Origin of the sequence: Dactylosporangium sp. CS-047395, assembly GCF_050942185.1 — a bacterium.
Classification (GTDB): Bacteria; Actinomycetota; Actinomycetes; order Mycobacteriales; family Micromonosporaceae; genus Dactylosporangium.
Genome location: NZ_CP192015.1, coordinates 8,528,170 through 8,549,405 on the forward strand (window position 1 = coordinate 8,528,170; position 21,236 = coordinate 8,549,405).

Genomic DNA, 21,236 nt, shown 5'->3' on the forward strand with positions numbered 1-21,236 from the left:
CGCGGTTACCAATCGTTACGCCGGCGAGAGGTGCATCCAGGTGAAGACGAGCGGCACCGCGCCGTCGCTGACGAGGTGGTGGTTCTCGCCGGGTTCGATGATGAGGATGTCGCCGGCGGTGAACCGGGTGTCGGCCGCGCCGTTGAGCTCCAGCACGCCGGCGCCCTGCACGATGGTGAAGATCTCGGGTACGTCGTGCACGTGCACGTCGGACTCCGGGTGGGTCCGGTGCCCGGGCGCGTCGTAGCGGCTGATCCCGCCGCGCTGCACCGGTCCCCAGCCCGCGCCGAGGGCGGCGAGGGTGGCCGGGGTGCCGCCGTCGGGCAGGTCGGCCAGCGAAAGTTTCCTCATTGGAAGGCTCCGATCTCGCGGAAGTGGGCGCGCTCGGCGGCGGCGCGGCGGACGAGCGCGGCGGCGCCCGGGATCTCGGCGCCGTCCTCGCGGGGCTTGAGGCGGGCGGGGTCGAGCAGGGCCGGCTCCCCCGCGGTCAGGATCGCCTCGGCCAGGACCGTGAACGGCTCGGTGCGCTCCAGCGGCACGAGCAGCGGGGCGTCGTGTTCGCGGTGGTCGAGCAGGTTCTCCAGCAGCCCGATCCGGCCGGGCAGGACCTCCCCGTCGAGGCGGTCCTCGGTGTAGCCGACCTCGGCCGTGCCCGCGGTGCCGGTCACCGTGATGTCGCCGGGCACGAACTCGCCGGAGCACAGGGTGACCGCGACGAACAGTTCGCGGCCGTCGGGGACGCGCAGGCGCACAGTGGCCGTGTCCTCGACCTCGACGGCGGGGCGGGTGCGGTACCGGTCGAGGCTCAGTGTCCACGGTGGACTGATGCCGGTGATGGCGAGGGCCTGCATGAGGGCGTGGGCGAAGGCGTTGACGAGCGCGCCGTCGCGGCCGCGGCGCCCGGCCCACGGCGAGCGGGTCCAGTAGGCGTCGGGCCGCCACCACGCCCCGGCGACCGCGGCCGACGTGACCGCGCCGACCCGGTCGGGCAGCATCGGCAGCGTCGGCGAGCCCAGGGCCTGGAACCCGACCTGCACCGCCCGGCCGCGGGACGCCTCCGCGAGCGTGCGGTGGTCGGCCAGGGACAGCACCGGCGGCTTCTCCAGCAGCAGGTCGGCCCCGGCATCGAGGGCGTCGAGGGCGATCGGCAGGTGGGTGTGCGGCGGGGTGCACACCACGACGACCTCGGGCTTGCGCTCGGCGAGCATCCGGCGGTGGTCGGTGTAGTCGTAGCCGGGCTGCACGTCGCAGGTGGCGACGAGCCGGACCCGTTCGCCGAGCGCGTCGATGGCCCGCAGGTGCCACGCCCCGTGCCCGGCCGCCCCGATCAGCGCGACCGTCGTCGTCACCGCAGTCCTTCCAGGACGCCGAGGACGCCGTGCCGGTCCAGGTCGCGGCCCCACGCGTCGAGCTGCGCGCGCAGCTCGGCGTCGTCGGCGAAGCCGGGCGGGAACACCGCGTCGAGCGAGAGCAGGTCGCCGGTCGCGCGCAGGCGCTCGGCCATCGGGTCGTCCAGCGGCAGCGGGGTGCCGTCGTCGGCGACGCCGCGCACGAAGCGCATCCAGGCGGCGAGGACGAGGGTGGCGTACCGCGGGACACTCCCCGCCGCCCGCCGGTCCGCGATGGTGCCCAGCAGCCGCTGTGGAAGTTTCTGCGAGCCGTCCATGGCGATCTGCAGCGTGCGGTGGTGCAGGGCGGAGTTGGCGAAGCGCGCGAGGGCGCCGCGGCCGAACTCCTCGACCGTGACGCCGTCCGGCGGGGACAGCGTCGGCGCGATGTCCGTGGCGATGAACCGCTCCACGACCTCGCGCATCCCCGGCAGGGCGAGGGCCCGGTCGACCGTGGACGCGCCCGCGAGCGCGCCGAGGTAGGCCAGCGCCGAGTGCACCCCGAGGACCACCCGCAGCTTCAGCCCCTCCCACGGGCCCACGTCGTCGGTGATGACCGCGCCGGCCAGGTCCCACGCGGGCCGCCCGCCCGGGAAGTCGTCCTCGAGCACCCAGGCGTGGAACGGCTCCGCGCCCACGGTGGCCCGGTCGTCCAGGCCGAGCACCTCCCGCGCGGTGGCGTAGGTGGCCTCGGTGCTGGCCGGCACGATGCGGTCCACCATCGTGCTGGGGAAGCCGATGAAGTCCGCGTCCGCGAGCTCGGCCCGGATCAGCGCGCCCAGCCGGCGCCCGTTGGACGGCAGGTTGTCGCAGCTCACCAGCGCGATCGGGGCCTGGGTGGCGGCCCGCGCGCGCAGCCCGTCGAGCAGCAGGCGCATGATCGCGCTGTCGGGCCGGTACGCCTTCTCCGTCACGGTCAGCGTCACGATCCGCACGGCCGGATCGGCCAGCAGGCGGGTGACCGCCTCGGGCTCGCTCGCCGCGTGCAGGGCCTGGCTGTGCACGCCGAGCACCCGGGGCGTGACCCGCTCGCCGTCGAGGGTCAGCACGCTGTACAGCAGGTCCTGCTCCAGCAACGGGTCGAGGACGGACCGGGAGCGGGGCGCGACCGCGGCGATGCCCCAGTCCCCGCCGCCCGCGGCGATCGCGTCCGCGGTGAACACCGCCTGGTGGGCCCGGTGGAACGCGCCGAGGCCGAGGTGCACGATCCCGGTGCCCGGCGCCTTGGCCACGTCACCGGCGGTGGCCCGGCTCAGGCGCTCCATACCGGACCTCCCGGGAAGCTGAACCGCGCGACGGACTCGGGCCGCAGCTCGACGCTGTAGCCGGGCCGGTCGGGCAGCCGGTAGCGGCCGCCCTCGACGCGCACCGGGTCGGTGAAGTGCTCGTGCAGGTGGTCCACGTACTCCACCATCCGCCCCTCCATCGAGCGCCCGACCCGCAGGTAGTCGAAGAAGGACAGGTGCTGCACGTACTCGCACAGCCCGACCCCGCCCGCGTGCGGGCACACGGTGACCCCGAACTTGGCCGCCAGCAGCAGCTCGGCCAGCACCTCGCCGACGCCGGCCACCCGGCACGCGTCGACCTGCATGATGCCGATCGCGCCGGCCTGCAGCAGCTGCTTGAAGATGACCCGGTTGGCCGCGACCTCCCCGGTGGCGACCTTGCACCGCTCGCCGAGGGCCCGCTGGACGGCGGCGTGGCCGAGGACGTCGTCGGCGTGGGTGGGTTCCTCGATCCAGTACGGGTCGAAGGCGACGAGCCGCTCCATGTTGGCGATCGCCTCGTCGACGTCCCAGACCTGGTTGGCGTCCATCATGAGCAGCGCGCCGGGGCCGAGCTCGGACCGGATGATGCCGGCCCGGCGCACGTCGTCGTCGATCGGGCCGCCGACCTTCATCTTGACCGCGGTCCAGCCGTCCTTGACCGCCTGGCGGGTGAGGGCGCGGACCTTCTCGTCGTCGTAGCCGAGCCAGCCCACCGACGTGGTGTACGACGGGAATCCGAGCTCTTCGGCCTGTTCGAGGCGCTCGCGGTAGCCCTCCCGGCCCTGATCGAGGATCGCCGAAGCCTCGTGCGGGGTGAGGGCGTCGGTGATGTGGTTGAAGTCGACCGCGGCGACGAGGTCGGCGGTGGGCAGCTCGGCCAGGAGGCGCCACATCGGCTGGCCGGCGAGGCGCGCCCGCAGGTCCCACACGGCGTTGAGGATCGCCCCGGCGGCCATGGCCACGACGCCCTTCTCCGGGCCGAGCCAGCGCACCTGCACGTCGGCGGTGAGGGTGCGGGCGCCGGCCGCGGTGCACAGCTCCTCGACCTCGTGCCCGACCACGTGGTGCTTGAGGGCCTCGACGGCGGCGCAGGTGATCTCGTTGCCCCGCCCGTTGGTGAAGGTGAGCCCGAAGCCCTGCGCGGCACCCGTTTCGAGCACGACGTAGGTGGCGGAGTAGTCGCCGCGGTTGATGGCGTCGGAGCCGTCCCCGGCCGCGGCGGTCGGGAACCGCACGTCGTGGACGGTCAGACCGGTGATGACGGTCACGCGGACTCTCCAGTGTGGACGGTGCGCTGGAAGACGCGCTTCGGCAGGTGATAGGCGAGGTCGGCGATGGTCTCGGCGGCCTCGTCGAGCGGCAGGCGGTGCTCGGCGACGAGCCGGGCCAGGAAGCCCGCGTCGATGCGGCGGGCCACGTCGTGGCGGACCGGGATCGAGCAGAACGCGCGGGTGTCGTCGACGAAGCCGGAGGTGTTGTAGAAGCCCGCGGTCTCGGTGACGGCCTCCCGGAACCGGCGCAGGCCCTCGGGGCTGTCCAGGAACCACCAGGGCGCGCCGAGGAACACGGCGGGATATCCGCCCGCGAGCGGCGCCAGCTCCCGCGTGAAGACGGTTTCGTCCAGGGTGTACAGCACGATGCGGAACCGGGGATCCGTACCGAACGCGTCGAGCAGGGGCCGCAGCGCGTTCACGTATTCGGTGGGGCCGGGGATGTCGCCGCCGACGTCGCGGCCGTGCCGGGCGAACAGGGCCGCGTTGTGGTTGCGGACCGCGCCCGGGTGCAGCTGCATCACCAGGCCGTCCTCGACCGACATGCGGGCGAACTCGACCAGCATGTGGGCCCGGAACCGCTCGGCGTCGCCGTCGTCGGGCCGGCCGCGCAGCGCCCGGTCGAACAGGGCGGCGGCCTCCCCGGCGGACAGCGCCAGGGTGGCCGCGCTGGGGTGGCCGTGGTCGCTGGAGGTGGCGCCGGCCGCGATGAACGCCTGCCGGCGCTCGCGCAGCCGGTCGAGGAACTCGGCGTAGGTGGCCGCGCCGAGCTGGGCGACCCGCTCGCCCCAGCCGGGCCAGTCCAGGTCGACCAGGTCGTCGGGGCGGAACGTGGTGATGACCCGCCCGCCCGGGCCGCCCCAGCCGTCGGCCGCGAGCTTGGCGTGCGCGCCCAGGTCGGACAGCGGCGACTCGGTGGTGGCCAGCGACTCGAGATTGAACCGCTCGAACAGCGCCCGGGGCCGGAACTCGGGGTCGGCCAACCGGGCGGCGATCGCGTCGTACACGTCGTCGGCGGTGCCGGCGTTCAGCGGCCCGTCGACTCCGAACACCGAGGACAGCACGCCCTCGGTCCACAGCCGCGACGGGGTGCCGCGGAACAGGTGCCAGTTCGCGGCCAGCCGCCGCCAGATCGTGCGCCCGTCGGTCTCGACCTCGGTGCCGTCCAAGGACGGCACGCCCAGGGAGGCGGGGGGAATGCCCTGGCTGGCCAGCATCCGCGTGACGTAGTGGTCCGGCACCACGATGAGCCGGGCCGGGTCCGGGAACGGCTTGTCGTCGGCCAGGATGGCCGGGTCGACGTGGCCGTGCGGGCTGATCAGCGGCAGGTCCTTGGCGTGCCGGTAGAGCTCGCGGGCGATGGCGCGGGTCCCGGGCTCGGCCGGCAGCAACTGGTCGTCATGCATGGGTGATTCCAGCCTCGAGTTCGGCGGTGCGGACGGGCCGACCGCTGGCGATGGACGCGTTGGCGGCGAGCCCGATGAGCAGCGCGCGGGCCCCGTCGAGGGCGTCGGCGCCGCGGCCCAGGGGGTCGGCGGGGGCGTTCGGGTCGAGCAGCTGGGCGAGCATCCGCACGTCGGCGCCGCCGTGCCCCGCCCGGCGGTAGCCCTCGACGGGAAGTTCCACCGGGGGTCCGAAGAACGGGCGCAGGCGCAGGCTCGCGGTGCCGGGCTCGCGGTGCCCCTTGAGCGAGTCGGCCGCCGCCACCGAGACGTGGTCGGTCTCGGTCACGTCGAGTTCGAGCCGTCCCCGGCTGCCGTTGAAGGCGATGCGGTACCCCTCCCAGGGCGCGTAGGCCGTCAGGTGATACGTCAGGGTCGCACCGCGAGCGTAGCGCACGAGCACCGCGAGATCGTCCTCGATGGTCACGCCGGGCGCGAAGACGTCCTGGTCCCGCCGGTAGCCGTCGGCCCGCACGGCGGCGTCGCCGTAGAGCGCGGTGAGCTCGGGATCGGCCATGTCGATGGCGAACTTGCCGGCACCGTGACCGGCACCGTCCGTACCGTAGAAGAACAGCCGGCCGTCGGCGAACACGGATGCCGGATCGTCGTCCAGCCACCAGTTGACCAGGTCGAAGTGGTGCCCGGCCTTGTGCACGAGCAGCCCGCCGGAGTCGGCCTTGTCGCGGTGCCAGCGGCGGAAGTAGTCGGCGCCGTGGCGCACGTCGAGCAGCCACTCGAAGTGCACCGACCCGACCGCACCGATGTCGCCGGCCGCGATGACCCGCTTGACCGCCTCGTGCAGCGGGTTGTAGCGATAGTTGAAGGTCACCCGGACCCGGCGGCCGGTGCGGCGCACGGCGTCGAGGATGCGCGCGCTGCGCTGCGCGTCGATGGTCATCGGCTTCTCGGTGAGCACGTCGCAGCCGGCCTCGAGCGCGGCGACGATGTACTCGTCGTGGTAGCGGTCCACGGTGCACACGATCACCACGTCGACCCGCTCGCGGGCCAGCATCTCGGCGAACTCGGTGGCGGGGTAGGCGGGCACCGGCGCGGGAAGCCGGTCGTTGTGCACGGCGATGCGGACCGGGTTCGGGTCGGCCAGCGCGACCAGCGCGCAGGTGTCGCGGTGCTCCTCGGTGAGCGCCCGGACGAACATGGCGGCGCGGGACCCGGTGCCGACGATCGCATAGCGGGTTTTCAAGGAACCCCCAACGGCGAAGGACTGCAAAGGTTTGCAGCAAACTATGCGCAAGACGGCTCGCTCCGGTCAATACCGCGCTCTAGATCGCATCGAGGGGCGTTGACACGGGAGCAAACGTTTGCATAATTGGCACCACCGCGGTGACCCAGGTCACCGTCACGCTCCTCCGAGAGGACCCCACGTGCCCGCCACGATCCGAGATGTCGCCCGCGCCTCCGGCGTCCATGTCTCCACCGTGTCGCGCACGTTCTCGGCGCCCCACCTGGTCAACCCCGACACGCGCAGCCGGGTGCTGTCAACCGCGGAGAGCCTCGGCTACCGGCCCAACCGGGCCGCCCGGGCCCTGATCACCGGCCGGACGCACAACATCGGCCTGATCGTCGCGGACATCGCCAACCCGTTCTTCCCCCCGCTCATCAAGGCCGCCGAGGCGCAGTCGCGCCAGCGCGACTACCACCTCTTCGTCGCCGACACCAACGAGGATCCCGTGGTCGAGGAGCAACTCGTCCAGGCCCTCGCCAAGCAGGTCGACGGCGTGCTGCTGTGCAGCCCGCGCATGAGCAACGACCTGATCGAGAAGCTCCGCAAGGAGGTGCCCCTGGTCGTGGTCAACCGGCCCGTCGAGGGGCTTCCCGCGGTCGTGATGGACGTCGCCAGCGGCGCCCGGACCGCGGTCGAACACCTGGTCGGCCTCGGGCACCGCGACATCGCCCTGCTGGGCGGGCCGCGCGGCTCGTGGACCAACCGGGAGATCCGCCGCTCCGCCACCGCCGCGGCGCGAGTCGCGGGCGCCACGCTCACGGTCCTGGGGCCCTTCCAGCCCACGGAGTCGGCCGGCTCCGCCGCCTGCGCGGCGCTGCTGGCAACGGGGGCGACCGCCGTGCTGGCCTACAACGACCTCATGGCGATCGGCCTGCTCGAGGCCCTGCACGACCGCAATGTGCGCGTGCCGGAGGAGCTCAGCGTCATCGGCATCGATGACATCATGCTCAGCCGCATCGTGCGCCCGAAGCTCACCACCGTGGCGACCCCCACCGCGGCCGCCGGCCGGGCGGCCGTGGACATGTTGCTGCACCACGACGAAGACCATCGCTCCACCGCACTTGTCACGCTCCAGACCCAACTGGTCGTCCGCGACTCGACCGGCCCCGCTCCGGTCTGAACCCCACTCGCGCGCTCGGCCAATCCGTTGTTCGCTACGGCGCTCAATGCCTAGGAGTGAAACTTCCATGTCCGGAACCCCTCGCCGACGGCTGCTCGCGATCGCCGCCGCGGCCGTTCTGCTCGTGCCCCTCGCCGCCTGCGGTGACGACGCCGGGTCATCCCCCTCGGCGGACTCCACCGAGCCGGTCGAGCTGAGCTTCTTCTGGTGGGGCGGCGACGCCCGCGCCAAGCTCACCGAGGACGCGCTCAAGCTGTACACGGCCAAACACCCCAACGTCACGTTCAAGACGACGTGGCAGGCCAACCAGGGCTACTTCGACAAGCTGGCCACGCTCACGGCCGGCAACGCGGCGCCCGACATCTTCCAGATCGACGACAACTACCTGACCGAGTACGCGTCGCGGAACGTCACGCTGGACCTGAGCACGTACCAGAAGTCCGGCAAGCTGGACACGTCGAAGTTCCCCGAGAGCCTGTGGAAGTACGGCGAGGTCGACGGCAAGCTGGCGGGCGTCGCGTTCGGCGAGAACACGCAGGGCCTGGTGTACAACCAGACCCGGCTCAAGGCCGCGGGCGTGCAACCTCCCACGACCGGGATGTCCTGGGAGTCCTTCATCTCCTGGGCGCAGGCCGCCGGCGCCGCCACCAAGACGGCCGGCACGCAGGACCCGAGCGCGGACTACAAGGCCTTCTGGGTCTGGCTGCGCCAGCAGGGCAAGGACCTGTACAAGGGCAAGGAACTGGGCTTCACCGCGCAGGACGTGACCGCCTGGTTCGACCTGTGGAAGGGCGCCCGCGACAACAAGGCGACGCCGACCGCGGACGTGATCCGCGAGGGCAACGCCACCGACATCACCAAGCAACTCGTGGTCACCGGGAAAGCCCTTACCTCCTGGGTCTGGGTCAACCAGCTGCCGGAGCTGCAGAAGAACACCAAGGACGAGCTCGGCGTGATCGCCTACCCCGGCGACCCGAAGGCGCAGTGGGCGCGCGCGTCGATGTACTTCTCGGTGTACCGCGGCAGCTCCAAGAAGGACGTCGCCGTCGACGTCATCAACTTCCTGGCCAACGACCCCGAGGCCGGCAAGGTCCTCGGCACCGACCGCGGCCTGCCCTCCAACCTCGACGTGCGCACCGCGGTCGAGGGCAGCGTGACCGACAAGTCGATGAAGACCTCGATCGACGTCGAGAACACGCTCGGCAAGACCTTCGGCCCCTCGCCGCAGGTCCCGCTGAAGGGCCACAGCACCCTGCGCTCGGAGCTGATCAAGGCCGCCGAGTCGGTGCAGTCCGGCAAGGCGTCCTCGCAGCAGGCCGCCGACGCGTTCGTCGCCGCCGTGAAGACGGCCATCTCCAAGTAGGGAAACCCTTCCAGTGGCTGTCACGACCACGGAACGGACACCGCCGCGACACTCCGCCCGGGTCCCATCGGGATCCGGGCGGGGGGTCCGCCGCGAGGGCCGGGCCGGCTACGTCTTCCTCTCCCCCTGGCTGCTCGGCTTCGGGGCGTTCACGCTCCTGCCGATGCTGGGCTCGCTGCTGCTGAGCTTCACCGACTACGACATCCTGTCGGACTGGTCGGAGCTGCACTTCGTCGGCTTCGACAACTACACGCGGATGTTCACCGAGGACCCGGCCTTCTGGCACGCGGTCACCGTCACGGTGCTGTTCGGCGTCATCGCGGTCCCGCTCAAGCTGGCGGCCGCGTTCGGCGTGGCCCTGCTGCTCAACCGCGAGATGCGCGGCGTCGGGTTCTTCCGGGGCCTGTTCTACCTGCCGTCGCTGCTCGGCGGCAGCGTGGCGCTGGGCTTCGTGTGGTACTCGATGTTCAACCGCGACGGCTCGTTCAACCGCCTGCTGGCCCTGTTCGGCGTGCACGGCGAGGGCTGGGTCAACGACCCCGACTGGGCCCTCGGCACGCTGATCCTGCTGGCCGTCTGGCAGTTCGGCGCGCCGATGGTCATCTTCCTGGCCGGCCTCAAGCAGGTGCCCGTCGAGCTCTACGAGGCGGCCGCGGTCGACGGCGCCGGGGCCTGGCGCAAATTCCGCTCGGTCACGATGCCCATGATGTCGCCGGTCATCTTCTTCAACCTGGTGCTGGAGACCATCCACGGCTTCCAGGGCTTCACGTCGGCCTTCGTCATCTCCGGCGGCACCGGCGGCCCGGTCGACTCCACCCTGATGTACACGCTCTACCTGTACATCAAGGGCTTCACCGACTACGAGATGGGCTACGCCTCGGCACTGGCCTGGGTCTTCCTCGCCGCGATCGGCCTGCTGACGGTCGTGCTGTTCAGCACCGGCCGCTTCTGGGTGCACTACTCCGACGGAGGGGACGAGCGATGAAGGCCATTCCGCGGTACCTCGCGATCCTCGCCATCCTGCTGATCATCCTGTACCCGCTGCTGTGGATGGTGGGCAGCTCGTTCAAGAGCCAGGAAGAGGTGCTCAGCAACGTCTCCATCTGGCCGGACAGCTGGACCCCGGGCAACTACCCGGACGGCTGGACGCACTTCAAGAGCGCCTCGGTCGCCTTCGGCCGGTTCTTCGCCAACAGCGCGCTCGTGGCCCTGCTGGTCGTGGTCGGCAACGCCGCCTCCTGCCTCCTGGCCGCCTACGCCTTCGCCCGCCTGCGCTTCCGCGGCCGCCGCATCTGGTTCGCCATCATGATCGGCACCCTGCTGCTGCCCGGCCACGTCCTGATCGTCCCCCAGTTCATCCTGTTCAAGCAGCTGGGCCTGGTCGGCGGCGAGTTCCCGTACCTGCCCCTGGTGGTGCCGCACTTCCTGGCCACCGAGGCGTTCTTCGTCTTCCTCATGGTCCAGTTCATGCGCGGCATCCCCCGCGAACTGGACGAGGCCGCGAAGATCGACGGCTGCTCCCCGTTCGGCGTCTTCCGCAGCGTCATCCTGCCGCTGTCCAGACCGGCCCTGGTGACCACCGCGATCTTCTCGTTCATCTGGACCTGGAACGACTTCTTCCGCCAGCTGGTCTACGTCTCGGAGACCACGAAGAACACGGTCCCGGTCGCGCTGCGGTCCTTCATCGACTCCTCGGGCCAGGTCTCGGTCGGCCCGATGTTCGCGATGTCGGTCCTGTCGCTCGTACCGGTGTTCCTGTTCTTCCTGGCCTTCCAGCGCATGCTCGTCGAGGGCATCAACACCTCGGGCCTGAAGGGTTGACCGTCAAATGAAACGCGACTGGCAGGAGACCGTGACCCTGGCCGCGGACGTAGCCTTGGTGGGCATCGCGGTGACGGTGGCCGCCGCCCCCCTGGTGACGGCCGGCGCCGCCCTGCGCACCGGTTCGGCCGCGATCTGCGTGATCGCCCGCGGCGAGAAGGTCTCCCCGCGCGCGATGTGGCGCCTCTTCCGGGCCTCCCTGCTCCCCGGCCTCCTGGCGTCCCTCCTGACCGCGGCCCTGGTCCTCCTGCTGGTCTTCAACGTCGGCGCCGTCGCCGCCGGCCGGGTCCCGGGCGGGTCACCCGCGCTGGCCGGCACCGGCGCCGCGGCCGCCGTGCTGCTCGCAATCGCCATGCTGGCCCTCGTCCACCTGGGAAGGTCCACGACCCCCTCAGGCTGGCGCAGCGCCGTGCAGTGGGCCTTGGCGACGACATGGCGGCAACCGGGCACGGCGGCGGCGGTGGCCGGGGTGTCGGCCGTCGCCGCCGTGCTTGCTCTGCTGGTTCCTTTGACGGCACCGCTGCTGGTGGGCTACGGGTTGTACGCCGCGCATGCGGTGACGGCCCGCCTGGTGAAGTCGGCTGGTATCGCGTAGCCGTCAATCGCCGCCGGGTCTTGTCGGTTCGCGTAGCGTCCGGCCGGGCGCCGCCGTTAGGCTCAGTGACAGAAGCGCCCGTCCGGGGACAGGGCGCTTCGCTCACTCGTGGCCCTGGGCGATGCCCGGGAAGGCGGCCTCATGTCCGGCGACGGCGATATTCCGTTCTTCGCGTTCCGCGACGACGGGCGGAAGGTTGCCTACCAGGTCGCCGGCGCCCCGGACGGCTTCCCGGTGTTCCTGATGCACGGCACGCCGGGCTGCCGCATCGGTCCGCGCCCGCGCAGCATCTCGCTCTACCGGCACGGCATCCGGCTCGTGTGTTACGACCGCCCCGGCTACGGCCGGTCCGACCGGCGGGAGGGGCGCGACGTCGCCGACGCCGCGCACGACGTCGAGGCCGTGGCCGACCAGCTCGGCCTCGAACGGTTCGCCGTGGTCGGCCGCTCGGGCGGCGGACCGCACGCCCTGGCCTGCGTCGCCGATCCGGACCTGCGCGATCGGATCACCAGCGTGGCCGTCCTGGTCGGCTTCGCGCCGGCGGACGAGCCCGACCTCGACTGGTACTCCGGCATGAACGCCGACAACGTGCGCGGCTTCGGCCGGGAGGCACCGGACGTCGACGCGGTCGAGGCCGAGATCGGCCACCGCGCCGCCCTCGCCCGGCGGGACCCGCAGGTGCTCATGGCCCACCTCGAACCGCAGATGACCGCCCTGGACCGGCAGGTCGTGAATCAGTCCGGGCTGCGCCGCCAGATCCTCGACTCCTACCGCGAGGCCCTGGACAACGGCCCGTACGGCTGGATCGACGACGTGCTCGCGCTCCGGCGCGGCTGGAAGTTCCCGCTCGGCTCGGTCGACGCGGCCCGGACCGACGTGCTGATCTGGCACGGCAAGCACGACACGTTCGCCCCGGTCGACCACGCCCGGTGGCTGGCCGACGCCATCCCGGGCGCCGTGTTCGAGGAGCAGCGCGACGCCGGGCACTTCGGCGCCATGGAGGTCCTGCCGCAGATGCTCGGCCGGCTCAGCCGCGGGCGCCGGCCGACCGCGCCGCGCTGACCACCGGGCGCCTCAGTAGACGTGCGGATCGAGGATCAGCCGCACGTACCGTCCCGCGCGCAGGGCGACCACGCTGGGATGCTGCCGGCCGACCCGGTCGGCCAGCCGATCCGCCACCCGGTCGCGCTCCGGGCCGGCGCTGCGGGCGGTGGCCTCCCGGGCGATCGCCAGGTTGCCCCGGCTGCGCAAGGCGTCGGGGTGATCGGCGCCGAGCGCCGCCTCGAGCCGGTGCACCACCCGGTCCAGACGGTCCGCGTCGGCGGCCGTCGCGACGTCGCCGATCGCCTGGACGGCCGCGTTGTTGAGCGCGGCCAGGACGAACGGATGCTCCGGGCCGAGTGACGCCTCCAGCGCGGCGGCGGACTCGGCGGCCAGCGCGCGGCCCGCGACCGGCTCGCCCTCGTCCCACCGCGCGACCGCCAGGTCGACCCGCCCCACCAGGACGTACGGGTGCACCGGGCCGAAGAGGCGGATCAGCGTGGCTTCGATCTCCAGCAGCTCGGCCGACACGCGCCGGCCGGTCTGCCGGGTCAGCAGCGTGGCCACCCGGGACAGCCGGGCGAGGACCGTGTCGGGATGCTCCGCGCCGAACCGCTCCCGCAGCCGCGTCCAGGCCTCCTCGACCAGCTCCGCGGCCTCGGCCAGCTCGCCCGCACCGCGCAGCGACGCCGCCAGGTTGACCTGGGCGGTCAGCGCCTCGCGGGACTCGCTGCCGAGCAGTTCCCAGTAGCCGACGAGCACCGTGCGCAGCATCGCCACGGACTCGCCGTACTCGCCCATCTCACGCAGGTCGCGGGCGAGGTTGTTGGCCGAGAGCAGCGTGCGCGGGTGGGTGGGGCCGAAGCGGCGCTGCCAGGTCGCGTACGTCTCCCGGTCGAGCTGGAGCGCGCGGCGGTAGTCGCCCACGAGGCGGTGCGACTTGGCCACGTTGCCGGCGATGACCAGCGACTGCCACTCCTCCGGTCCGATCTCGGCGACCGAGGCCTCGTAGATCTGCAGCCCGCACTCCAGGGCCTCCCGGTAGAGGCCCAGCGCGCGCAGGTCGCCGCAGTAGCCGTTGGCCGTCCACAGCGTCTGCGGATGGTGCGCGCCGAAGCGCCGCTCCTGCTCGCGCAGCGTCTCCTCGCTGAGGCGGCGCGACTCCTGGAACCGGCCCAGGCCGCGCAGCAGGCTGGCCTGGTGGTAGCGCAGGTGCAACAGCTGCACGAGGAGCTCTTCACGCCGGGCGTCGTCCGCCGGCAGCGCGTCGAGCTGGGCCATCCAGGCCGCGTCGGCCTCCCGGGCGTACGCCAGTCCCGGTTGGTAGCCGCCGAGGAGCAGCATGTAGCGGACATGATCGATGATCAGCTGCCGGACGTCCGGGTTGTCGCTCTCGATGGCATCGGTGTTCTCCAGGTGCGGCCACACCAGGCGGAGCCGCTGCTGCACAGCGGGGTCGTCGACCTCGCCCGGCAGCCGCGCGCCGGCCAGGATCAGCTGCGCCTCGGCGCGTACCTCGGCCAGCTCCTCGTCGCTCATCCGGGCCCGCAGCGCCGCCTGCAGCAACTGGTGCACCTGCAGCTGCCGGCCCTCCTGATCGAGCTTCACCAGGGCCAGGCGGTTGAGCCTCTGCACGAGACCGATGACGGCGCTGCGCTCGCTGCCGCGGACGGCCAGCTGGGCCCGGACCCGCTCGTCGTGCCGGGCGGCGATCCGCGCGACCGGTTCGCTGTACGCGAGCTCCAGCGAGATGTCCGGGGCGAGCACCGCCGCCAGCTGCAACAGCCGGAACGCGCCGGGCGACTCCTCGCGCAACCGGTCCAGCGACAGGTCCCAGACGTCCGTTGCCGGGCCCGTGCCGGGATCGCTGGGGACCAGGCCGGCGAGGTAGTCGGCCACCGGCGTGCCGGTGTCGGCGAGCAGCGCCCCGGCCAGCGCGACGAACATCGGCAGGTGCTCGACGGCGGCACCGATCTGGACGGCTTCGGCGCTCGAGATCCGGTCGGCTCCGACCCGGGCGACCAGGTGCTCGACGCTCTCGTCGGGTTCGAACGCACCGACCTCGAACGGCACGACGGCGTCGTCGAGGGCGGACCGGCGGGTCGTGATCAGCACGTCGCCGTGTCCGGCCGGGATGTAGTCCGCGACGTCGCGGTAGTCGTCGACGTTGTCGAAGACCAGCAGCCACCGCGGCGGCGCACCGTCCGGCCGCGGCTCGGCCCGCTGCAGCCACTGCCGGACCGCCCGGACCCGGTCGGGCACATGCGGCTGGTGGGGCAGGCCGAGCTCCTGGTCGAGCCGGCTGAACTCGACGTCGATGAACTGGGCCGGATACGCGGACACCCACCAGACCACGTCGTAGGTGCCCCGGAACCGGTGCGCGTACTCGGTCGCGAGCTGGGTCTTGCCGACGCCGCCACGGCCGTGCAGCGCCACCGCCCGGCGGCCGCCGAGGTCGCGCAGCTGTACCCGCAACCGCCGCAGCACCTCGGCGCGGCCGGTGAACCGGACGTTGCGGCCCGGCGCGTTGAACGCCAGCGCGGCCTCACCGGGAAAGCGCGGCACGGACTGGGCCGGGCTCGGGGCGGCGCCATCCGGCTCGAGCCCGATCAGCCGGAGCAGGCGCCCCGCGGCGTCGGCGCGCCCGGTGTCGGCGATCGACATCCAGTTCTCGAACAGGACGTCCGGCAGCCGTGGCGTGTCGTCGAGGTACAGGACCAGGGCCGTGCCGTCGGGCTCCGGCCAGGGATTGGCCCGCGAGACGAGCACGAGGGGGCGCGAGGCGATGTGCGGCTCGGGAACCTCGGCCGGGTCGGCGACCCGTACGCCGGTGGCGACGAGCACGCCGCCGACCCACTCGGCCCAGGCCTGATCCTCCGCGGCGTACTGCAGCACGATCACGTCGTCGGCCACGGCCGGCTTGCGGTTGAACTTCGCCAGCGTCTGGGCGCGCAGCGGCTCCGCCACCGGCGGCAGGGCGGTCACTTGCCCGCCGGTGATGTACCCGGTGAGCGCCTCGTAGGCGGACAGCAGCGTATTGCGCGAGCCCGGCTCGTCGCCGAAGGTCGCCAGGATCTCCTCGTAGCCGTAGTACTTGCGGTAGGGCACTTCGACCGTCAGCCAGTAGAAGCGGCGCTCCTCCTCGGACATCCCCTTGGGCAGCCCGGGGAAGCATCGCCGGGCGTACGACCGGCCCGCGTCCGCCTTCGCCTTCTCGCCGTCGTCGACGCGCATGTGCACCGGCAGGATCCGCCGCGACCGCACGTGCGGGCCCTCGTACTCGCTGAGGCGGCGCGCCACCTCGGCGGCCCCGTCGATGCCCTGGTAGCTCGACGTGAAGCAGTCGACGACCACGTCGGGCAGGTGCAGGGTGCAGATGTCGGCCACGTCGCTCAGGCCGTTGCGGCTGTCGATCAGCACGTAGTCGTAGCGGGCCTTCATGTCCTCGCGCAGCGCGTCGAGGAACTGCGCCCCGCCGAGGTCGAAGAACGTCTCCCAGGCGAGGCCGGCGACGTGCGCGGCGTAGTCGAGGTTGTGCCGCCCGGCCAGCATGACGTCCAGGCTGCCGCCCTCGGGGAACTCCCAGTGCAACGGGAACGCGTACGGCGCGACGCTGGCGTAGTCGCGATACCAGCCGGCGGGCCGGTCGACCGAGTCCTCCACGACCGCCCACGAGTATTCGCCGAGCAGGTTCACCACGCCCCCGGTGGTCGCCACCTGCATCGGGTCGAGGAACGGGGTGAAGAACCGGTGCAGGCCGGGCGACTCGAGGTCCCAGTCGGCGACGAGCACGCGGTGTCCGTTGGCGGCCAGGATCCACGCGACGTTCGCCAGCGCCATGGTCCGGCCGGTGCCGCCCGCGTACGAGTAGAACGTGATGACCTGGCCCTCGTCCCGCGTCATCGTTCCTCTTCCGTACTCCGCCGCGGTTCGTCGACATCGGTGCGCAGGCTCAGCCGCCGCTCGGCGGACGGCCAGCTGCGCGAGAGCCGCTTGAGGTACTGGTTGCGGGCCTGGAACACGGCGAACCGCACGACGCGCCCGAGCTGGTCGACGCGGTACACCGGGGCCAGGCTGGACGCCGCGGCCTCGATCGCGTCGCGGCGCGGCGCGGCGCCGTCGACCCCGGGCACCACGACCGGCACGGCCCAGGGCGGCAGGCCCGCGAGCCGCATGCGCACCGTCGTGGCGTCGGCGGTGCCGTCGACGAGCACCAGGACGGGCTCGGCGGTGTCCCGATCGATGTCGGCGAGCTCGACCACCCGCGCCGGCAGGCCGAGCCGCTCGGCGGTCTCGGCGACCCATCCGGCGACGGGCCGGACGTACCCGCTCCCGGCGTAGGGATGCCAGGCCACCCCGGCGTCCGGGGCCAGGACACTGATGACCAGCCGGGAGCGCACGCCGCGGGCGGGCGAGCCGACCGGGCCGGCGGCGCGCGGCAGCGGCTCCGTGCCGGCCGCGGACACGATCCGCGCGGCGAGGACCGTCACGATGTCGGCGTACACGGTGGCGTAGGCGTCGAGCCGGCTCATGACCCGCAGGCCGTTCTGCTCGTAGTCGGCCGTGCGGCCCCGAAGTTCCGGCGCGTCGGCGACGGCCTCGATGGCCTGGCCGGCCTCGGGCCGCGTTGCCCACGGCGGGAACGGCGTCCACAGCACCGGCACGGTGTGCCGCGCCGCCACCTCGGCGTCGAGCCCGGCGGCAAGCAGCCGCGCCGCGAACGACTCCCGTTCGCGCAGGGCCCAGGCGTTGTCGAAGTACCGCGGCGAGTACAGCGGGACGAACACCTGCGCGGCGGCCAGCGCATCGGCCGCGGCGCGACCGGCGTCGACCTCGGCCGGCAGCAGCCCGTCGAAGAAGCCGGCGCCGAGCCCGCCGTCGCGACCCGGATGGCGCTCGAGCGCGGTGCCGAGGTCGTCGAAGAACTTGCGCTCCCAGAAGTTCGCGGTGATCCCGGAGGTGTCCGGCTCGACCGGCGCCTGGCGGGCGTAGCTGAGAAAGAAGTACGTGTCGCGACCCGCCTGCCCCATCACGCCACCGCCCCGAAATCGTCGCGCAGGGCCGCCATGTCCGTGGTGACCCGGGGCTCGACCCAGCGCTCGTACACGGCCCGGACCACCCGCTGGGCGAGCCGCCAGGTCGCCGCCTCGAACATGCCGCGGCCGGGGTCGCCGATCCAGAACAGCCCGTACATGCCCTCGTCGCGGTACGCGGACGCCACATCGGGCGGCGGCCCGGTCGGCGTGAACCGCTGGATCCGCGCGACCGCTTCGGGCAGCCCCGCGTCCGGCGGCAGGGCGTTCCACACGACGGGAATCACCGAGGTGCCCCGGTCAGCCCCCGCGATCTGGGGCTTCACGTCCCGGCGAGCGAAGGCGTCCCACTCCCGGGCGCACCACTCGCTGCTGAAGTACCGCGCCGACAGCAACGGCACGAACACCTGGCAGTGCCCGACGGCGAAGGCGAGCTCCTCGGTCCACTTCTGACCACCGGCGGGCGACGGGTCGACGAAGCCGGGCCGGCGCCCCGCGGGCAGCGCCATCATCTCGTCGACGTGCTCGGACAGGCGGGAGTGGAGCGCCTGCACCACCTCCGGCCGGGAGTGACCGGCCCGCGCATAGCTCAGAAAGAACACCGGAGCGTCCGGCGCCGGTTCGGGTCGCTCGTCCGTCACACGCCGCTCCAGGCTCGATGACGAATCGCTGCCACCCCAACCGTAGCGGCCCCCGCCGGTGCGCGGGCATCGCGACACCGGATCGACGGTTGTGTCATCCGACCGAGCGCGGGCCGAGCCGAACGGTCACTGGATCACCAGCCGTCCAGGGTCCCCCGCAGGCGCTCGACGAACCGCACCCGGCCGGCGTGAGCCCACCGCCGGTCAGCAGCTGCCCGATGACCGCGACGACCCAGCCCCGGTACCGCGCGGACCGCTCCCCCGCCTCCGATTCGCGCTGGTGCCGCCACACCTCGGCCACCGCCGCGAAGGCGTAACACCCGTGCAGCGCCGCCTCGACCGGCCGCGGATCGTCCCGCCAGGGCACCATGATCCGACGCGGGTCGGCCTGGTCGAACAGGTGGCAGACGTCGAGGACGGCGCCGAGCTTGAGGTGCTGCACCTCGTGCACGAGCAGCGTCGCCAGGCTCGGCGCGTCCGGCGCCAGGCCGACCGCGACCGCCCCGAACGCGGTGCGCGCGGCCGCACTGCGCAGGCCGGAGCCCGGGCCGGGTCGCAGCGGCACGACCACCCGCAGCACGGTCTCCAGCCCCGGCCGATACTGCGGGACCCGCTCGGTGATCCACCGCAGCGCCGCGCCGAGACGTGCGGTCCAGGCCTCGGCCTCCTCCCCCGTCAGCCGCGGCGCGACCGGCAGAGTGAAGCAGTCGCGGTACGGGTCGACGTCGTCCAGCCGCAGCGCCCCCAGCTCGCGCGCCCGCCGCCAGGCCGGATCGCCGGCCACGGTCCCGTCCGCGATGCGCAGGCGCACCGCCGGCACGCCGGGCCCGGCCTCGATCGCCCCGAGCGATGGCAGCACGACCACACCGTCCCGGACCGGCACCATCAGCTCGGCCGTCACGCCGGCCCGCAGCGCGGCCGCGGCGGCGAGACCCGCGAACCCGCCCAGATCCCGGCCGGACCCACTCGCGGCCGCGGCCCAGGTCCGCACGAACGGGTGGGCGAGCACCGCCCGGACCGCCGCCGGGTGCGTGCGGTCGAGCTCGCGCAGCAACGTCCAGGCCGGCGCGGCGAGCGGTCCCGGTCGGCCCGCGGCCCGAGCACGGCCAGGTACACGCGGACGATGGAGTCCTGGACAACCGTCAACCGGGCCAGCGTGGCGGAGGATCCGTGGCCGGTGCCGAGGTCGTCGAGCAAGTCCTGGTCCAGCCCGGGCGGGCGGGGCGGACGGGGCAACAGGCCGGCGATGAGGGCCTTGAGATCGGCGCAGTAGACCGACGGGTTGTCGAAGTGCCCGTCGCGGTACCGGTGCGCGAAGTGCCCGCCGCCGCAGTGCCGCACGACGGCGCAGGCGCGGCAGGTCGCGCACAGCCCGGCCAGCCCGATCTGGCGAACCGCGATCTGCGGGTGCGCCGCGACGTCGTCGACGGTGTCGGTGAAGACCGACCGGCCGGTCGCCGGCGCACCCTCGAAGGCGGTCTTGAGCGCGTCGACCTGCTCGAAGGCGCCGTCGGTCTCGATCACGACGAGCGCGGCCGGGCCCAGGCCGACCGCCTCCGTGTCGCCCGTCCCGCCGCCGATCGTGGCGCGCAGCGATTCGAGCAGCCGGATGCGCACGGGCCTTCCCGTTTCGACCCATCGCCGGTGTACGGCCAGCAGCCACCGCGCATACGGCACACCCTCCCCACCGGGGCGGACGGGCGGGCGCTCCCAGTTGGCGTGCGGCAGCAGGAAGTCGATGGCGGGCGGCTCCTCGGCCACGAGCGCGTCGTACACGGCAACGGGGTCGTTGGCCGGGTCGACCGTGCACAGCAGCCCGGCGTAGGCGGCGCGAAACCCGGGCCGCCGCAGCAGGGCGAGCGCTTGACGGACCTCGGCGTGGCTCCCCCGCCCGTCGGCCCGGCGCCGATGCCGGTCATGGGCGGTCGCGTCGCCGTCGAGCGAGACTCCGACCCGCACGCCCTGCTCGACGAAGAGCGCACACAGCCGCTCGTCGAGCAGGACCCCGTTGGTCTGCAGGCTGAGCTCGAGCCGGTCGCCGAGCGCCCCGCGCAGCCGGTCGACGATGTCCCGCAGCCGGTCGGCGCCGGCCAGCAGCGGCTCCCCGCCGTGCAGGACGACCCGCACCCGCGCCAGGCCGTGCCGGTCCGCGTGCTCGGAGATCCGGCGAGCGGCGGCGTCCACAGTCGACGCGTCGATGCAGTGCGGCCGGCCCCGCCAGGTCTGGTCGGCGCTCTCGTAGACGTAGCAGTGATCGCACGCCAGGTCGCAGCGGGCGGCGACCTTCAGGACGTACTGGCTGATCGCGCCGCCGAGCGCGGGGCGCTCAGATCGACGAGCCGAACCTGGCGATGTGGAGGGCGGTGTCATCGTCCGACCTCCGCTCCACCCAACGCACCAGGTAGTCGGCCAGCTCGATCGGCATCTCGCCGAGCGGCGTCCGGCTCAGGTCCTCGACCGGATCGCCGACCGGCTCGTCAGGTTGCTCGTCATGCTCCATGCTGTCCCCCGGATGGGCGGTCAGGCGCGTTCCGCGCCGGCCGGCCAGATCACCGTCATGGGCAGGTCGCGGTCCCGCGCCAGGGTGACCACGTCCGAGGTGCCGCCCGGGTCGTCCCGCTCATGCCCGTCCCACACCGCCAGCAAATGGTCAACGCGGTCCAGCATGATCCGGTTCGCCGCCACGTACGCGCGTACGCCCGAGCGCGGCTCGCCGGTCGAGAGCACCGCCCGCGCCCCCGCCAGCAGGGAGTCGAAGGCTCGTCGGCGCCCCGGCGGCACCGCCACGCGCCGGTAGTCGGGAGCCGGGAGCACGACTTCATAGCTGCCGCCCACCTCGGTCACGGCGCGGGCGAAGAGCTGATCGGCGCCGTCGGCCAGGCAGGTCACGCCGATGATCTCGGGGTCGGCGAAGGAGCGCAGGTGGTGCAGCAGGGCGGTGTAGATCAGCTCTGCAGCGCTGTCGGTGAGATTGGTGTGGCCGGTGATCCCGATCCGCATGAGTCCACCC

The 21,236-nt window shown here is 72.9% G+C and carries 19 protein-coding genes; 6 read left to right on the forward strand and 13 right to left on the reverse strand.

The genetic code is table 11. The annotated features are described in order from the left end of the window. Positions 1-15: 15 nt before the first annotated feature. Genes ACQP00_RS39895 through ACQP00_RS39920 form a run of 6 tightly spaced genes read right to left on the reverse strand, consistent with a single transcriptional unit; the run spans position 16 to position 6,525 of the window. Positions 16-351, reverse strand: a complete 336-nt coding sequence (locus ACQP00_RS39895; RefSeq protein ID WP_433206640.1) for a cupin domain-containing protein — start codon at positions 349-351, stop codon at positions 16-18. After that, the gene (locus ACQP00_RS39900; RefSeq protein ID WP_433206643.1) at positions 348-1,349 is read right to left on the reverse strand and encodes a Gfo/Idh/MocA family protein; all 1,002 of its coding nucleotides are present in this window, start codon (positions 1,347-1,349) and stop codon (positions 348-350) included. Before ACQP00_RS39900 ends, ACQP00_RS39895 begins: the two co-directional genes overlap by 4 nt. Beyond that, complete coding sequence (locus tag ACQP00_RS39905) at positions 1,346-2,653, reverse strand: mannitol dehydrogenase family protein (RefSeq protein WP_433206646.1); 1,308 nt, start codon at positions 2,651-2,653, stop codon at positions 1,346-1,348. Before ACQP00_RS39905 ends, ACQP00_RS39900 begins: the two co-directional genes overlap by 4 nt. Further along, positions 2,641-3,924, reverse strand: a complete 1,284-nt coding sequence (locus ACQP00_RS39910; protein WP_433206649.1) for an enolase C-terminal domain-like protein — start codon at positions 3,922-3,924, stop codon at positions 2,641-2,643. Before ACQP00_RS39910 ends, ACQP00_RS39905 begins: the two co-directional genes overlap by 13 nt. Next, positions 3,921-5,333 (reverse strand): glucuronate isomerase, encoded by a 1,413-nt coding sequence (gene uxaC / locus ACQP00_RS39915; RefSeq protein ID WP_433206652.1) that lies wholly within the window; start codon positions 5,331-5,333, stop codon positions 3,921-3,923. Before uxaC ends, ACQP00_RS39910 begins: the two co-directional genes overlap by 4 nt. After that, positions 5,326-6,525 (reverse strand): Gfo/Idh/MocA family protein, encoded by a 1,200-nt coding sequence (locus ACQP00_RS39920; protein ID WP_433224142.1) that lies wholly within the window; start codon positions 6,523-6,525, stop codon positions 5,326-5,328. The genes uxaC and ACQP00_RS39920 overlap by 8 nt, the downstream gene beginning before the upstream one ends. Before the next feature lie 226 nt (positions 6,526-6,751). Here ACQP00_RS39920 and ACQP00_RS39925 point away from each other — a divergent pair, with 226 nt between their 5' ends. The 6 genes from ACQP00_RS39925 (at position 6,752) to ACQP00_RS39950 (ending at position 12,573) form a co-directional block, all read left to right on the forward strand. Further along, on the forward strand, positions 6,752-7,732 hold the full coding sequence (locus ACQP00_RS39925) for a LacI family DNA-binding transcriptional regulator (RefSeq protein ID WP_433206655.1): 981 nt from the start codon (positions 6,752-6,754) through the stop codon (positions 7,730-7,732). A gap of 67 nt (positions 7,733-7,799) precedes the next feature. Next, the gene (locus tag ACQP00_RS39930) at positions 7,800-9,095 is read left to right on the forward strand and encodes an ABC transporter substrate-binding protein (RefSeq protein WP_433206658.1); all 1,296 of its coding nucleotides are present in this window, start codon (positions 7,800-7,802) and stop codon (positions 9,093-9,095) included. 13 nt (positions 9,096-9,108) lie between these two features. Next, complete coding sequence (locus ACQP00_RS39935; protein WP_433206661.1) at positions 9,109-10,080, forward strand: carbohydrate ABC transporter permease; 972 nt, start codon at positions 9,109-9,111, stop codon at positions 10,078-10,080. Beyond that, on the forward strand, positions 10,077-10,916 hold the full coding sequence (locus ACQP00_RS39940) for a carbohydrate ABC transporter permease (protein WP_433206664.1): 840 nt from the start codon (positions 10,077-10,079) through the stop codon (positions 10,914-10,916). The genes ACQP00_RS39935 and ACQP00_RS39940 overlap by 4 nt, the downstream gene beginning before the upstream one ends. A gap of 7 nt (positions 10,917-10,923) precedes the next feature. After that, the gene (locus ACQP00_RS39945) at positions 10,924-11,511 is read left to right on the forward strand and encodes a hypothetical protein (protein ID WP_433206667.1); all 588 of its coding nucleotides are present in this window, start codon (positions 10,924-10,926) and stop codon (positions 11,509-11,511) included. Positions 11,512-11,652: 141 nt separating this feature from the next. Then, complete coding sequence (locus ACQP00_RS39950; protein ID WP_433206670.1) at positions 11,653-12,573, forward strand: alpha/beta fold hydrolase; 921 nt, start codon at positions 11,653-11,655, stop codon at positions 12,571-12,573. Between the two features lie 12 nt (positions 12,574-12,585). On the opposite strand, the gene fxsT is transcribed toward ACQP00_RS39950, so the two are convergent. The 7 genes from fxsT to ACQP00_RS39985 all read right to left on the reverse strand — a co-directional run bounded on the left by fxsT (position 12,586) and on the right by ACQP00_RS39985 (position 21,226). After that, positions 12,586-16,455 (reverse strand): FxSxx-COOH system tetratricopeptide repeat protein, encoded by a 3,870-nt coding sequence (fxsT, locus tag ACQP00_RS39955; protein ID WP_433206673.1) that lies wholly within the window; start codon positions 16,453-16,455, stop codon positions 12,586-12,588. After that, positions 16,452-17,582, reverse strand: a complete 1,131-nt coding sequence (locus tag ACQP00_RS39960; RefSeq protein ID WP_433206676.1) for a TIR-like protein FxsC — start codon at positions 17,580-17,582, stop codon at positions 16,452-16,454. The genes fxsT and ACQP00_RS39960 overlap by 4 nt, the downstream gene beginning before the upstream one ends. Then, positions 17,582-18,226, reverse strand: coding sequence for a TIR-like protein FxsC (locus ACQP00_RS39965; protein WP_433206679.1), 645 nt, complete (start codon positions 18,224-18,226; stop codon positions 17,582-17,584). The genes ACQP00_RS39960 and ACQP00_RS39965 overlap by 1 nt, the downstream gene beginning before the upstream one ends. 94 nt (positions 18,227-18,320) lie before the next feature. After that, entirely contained in the window at positions 18,321-19,235 is a 915-nt protein-coding gene (locus ACQP00_RS39970; protein ID WP_433206682.1) for an aKG-HExxH-type peptide beta-hydroxylase, read from the reverse strand. Next, positions 19,124-20,596 carry an FxsB family cyclophane-forming radical SAM/SPASM peptide maturase gene (locus tag ACQP00_RS39975; protein ID WP_433206685.1) on the reverse strand — a complete coding sequence of 491 codons (1,473 nt, stop codon included), beginning with the start codon at positions 20,594-20,596 and terminating at the stop codon, positions 19,124-19,126. Before ACQP00_RS39975 ends, ACQP00_RS39970 begins: the two co-directional genes overlap by 112 nt. Continuing rightward, positions 20,553-20,726 (reverse strand): hypothetical protein, encoded by a 174-nt coding sequence (locus tag ACQP00_RS39980; RefSeq protein WP_433206688.1) that lies wholly within the window; start codon positions 20,724-20,726, stop codon positions 20,553-20,555. The genes ACQP00_RS39975 and ACQP00_RS39980 overlap by 44 nt, the downstream gene beginning before the upstream one ends. Positions 20,727-20,746: 20 nt before the next feature. Further along, a complete protein-coding gene (locus tag ACQP00_RS39985; protein ID WP_433206691.1) occupies positions 20,747-21,226 on the reverse strand; it encodes a hypothetical protein in 480 nt (159 codons plus the stop codon). Between the last annotated feature and the right edge of the window lie 10 nt (positions 21,227-21,236).

Bases quoted from the DNA above. Each gene is read 5' to 3' on its own strand.
- ACQP00_RS39905 (WP_433206646.1), bottom strand. From the start codon at position 2,653: ATGGAGCGCCTGAGCCGGGCCACCGCCGGTGACGTGGCCAAGGCGCCG.
- ACQP00_RS39980 (WP_433206688.1), bottom strand. From the start codon at position 20,726: ATGGAGCATGACGAGCAACCTGACGAGCCGGTCGGCGATCCGGTCGAG.
- uxaC (WP_433206652.1), bottom strand. From the start codon at position 5,333: ATGCATGACGACCAGTTGCTGCCGGCCGAGCCCGGGACCCGCGCCATC.
- ACQP00_RS39945 (WP_433206667.1), top strand. From the start codon at position 10,924: ATGAAACGCGACTGGCAGGAGACCGTGACCCTGGCCGCGGACGTAGCC.
- ACQP00_RS39930 (WP_433206658.1), top strand. From the start codon at position 7,800: ATGTCCGGAACCCCTCGCCGACGGCTGCTCGCGATCGCCGCCGCGGCC.
- ACQP00_RS39960 (WP_433206676.1), bottom strand. From the start codon at position 17,582: ATGGGGCAGGCGGGTCGCGACACGTACTTCTTTCTCAGCTACGCCCGC.
- ACQP00_RS39895 (WP_433206640.1), bottom strand. From the start codon at position 351: ATGAGGAAACTTTCGCTGGCCGACCTGCCCGACGGCGGCACCCCGGCC.
- ACQP00_RS39920 (WP_433224142.1), bottom strand. From the start codon at position 6,525: ATGTTCGTCCGGGCGCTCACCGAGGAGCACCGCGACACCTGCGCGCTG.
- ACQP00_RS39985 (WP_433206691.1), bottom strand. From the start codon at position 21,226: ATGCGGATCGGGATCACCGGCCACACCAATCTCACCGACAGCGCTGCA.
- ACQP00_RS39950 (WP_433206670.1), top strand. From the start codon at position 11,653: ATGTCCGGCGACGGCGATATTCCGTTCTTCGCGTTCCGCGACGACGGG.
- ACQP00_RS39940 (WP_433206664.1), top strand. From the start codon at position 10,077: ATGAAGGCCATTCCGCGGTACCTCGCGATCCTCGCCATCCTGCTGATC.
- ACQP00_RS39975 (WP_433206685.1), bottom strand. From the start codon at position 20,596: ATGACACCGCCCTCCACATCGCCAGGTTCGGCTCGTCGATCTGAGCGC.
- fxsT (WP_433206673.1), bottom strand. From the start codon at position 16,455: ATGACGCGGGACGAGGGCCAGGTCATCACGTTCTACTCGTACGCGGGC.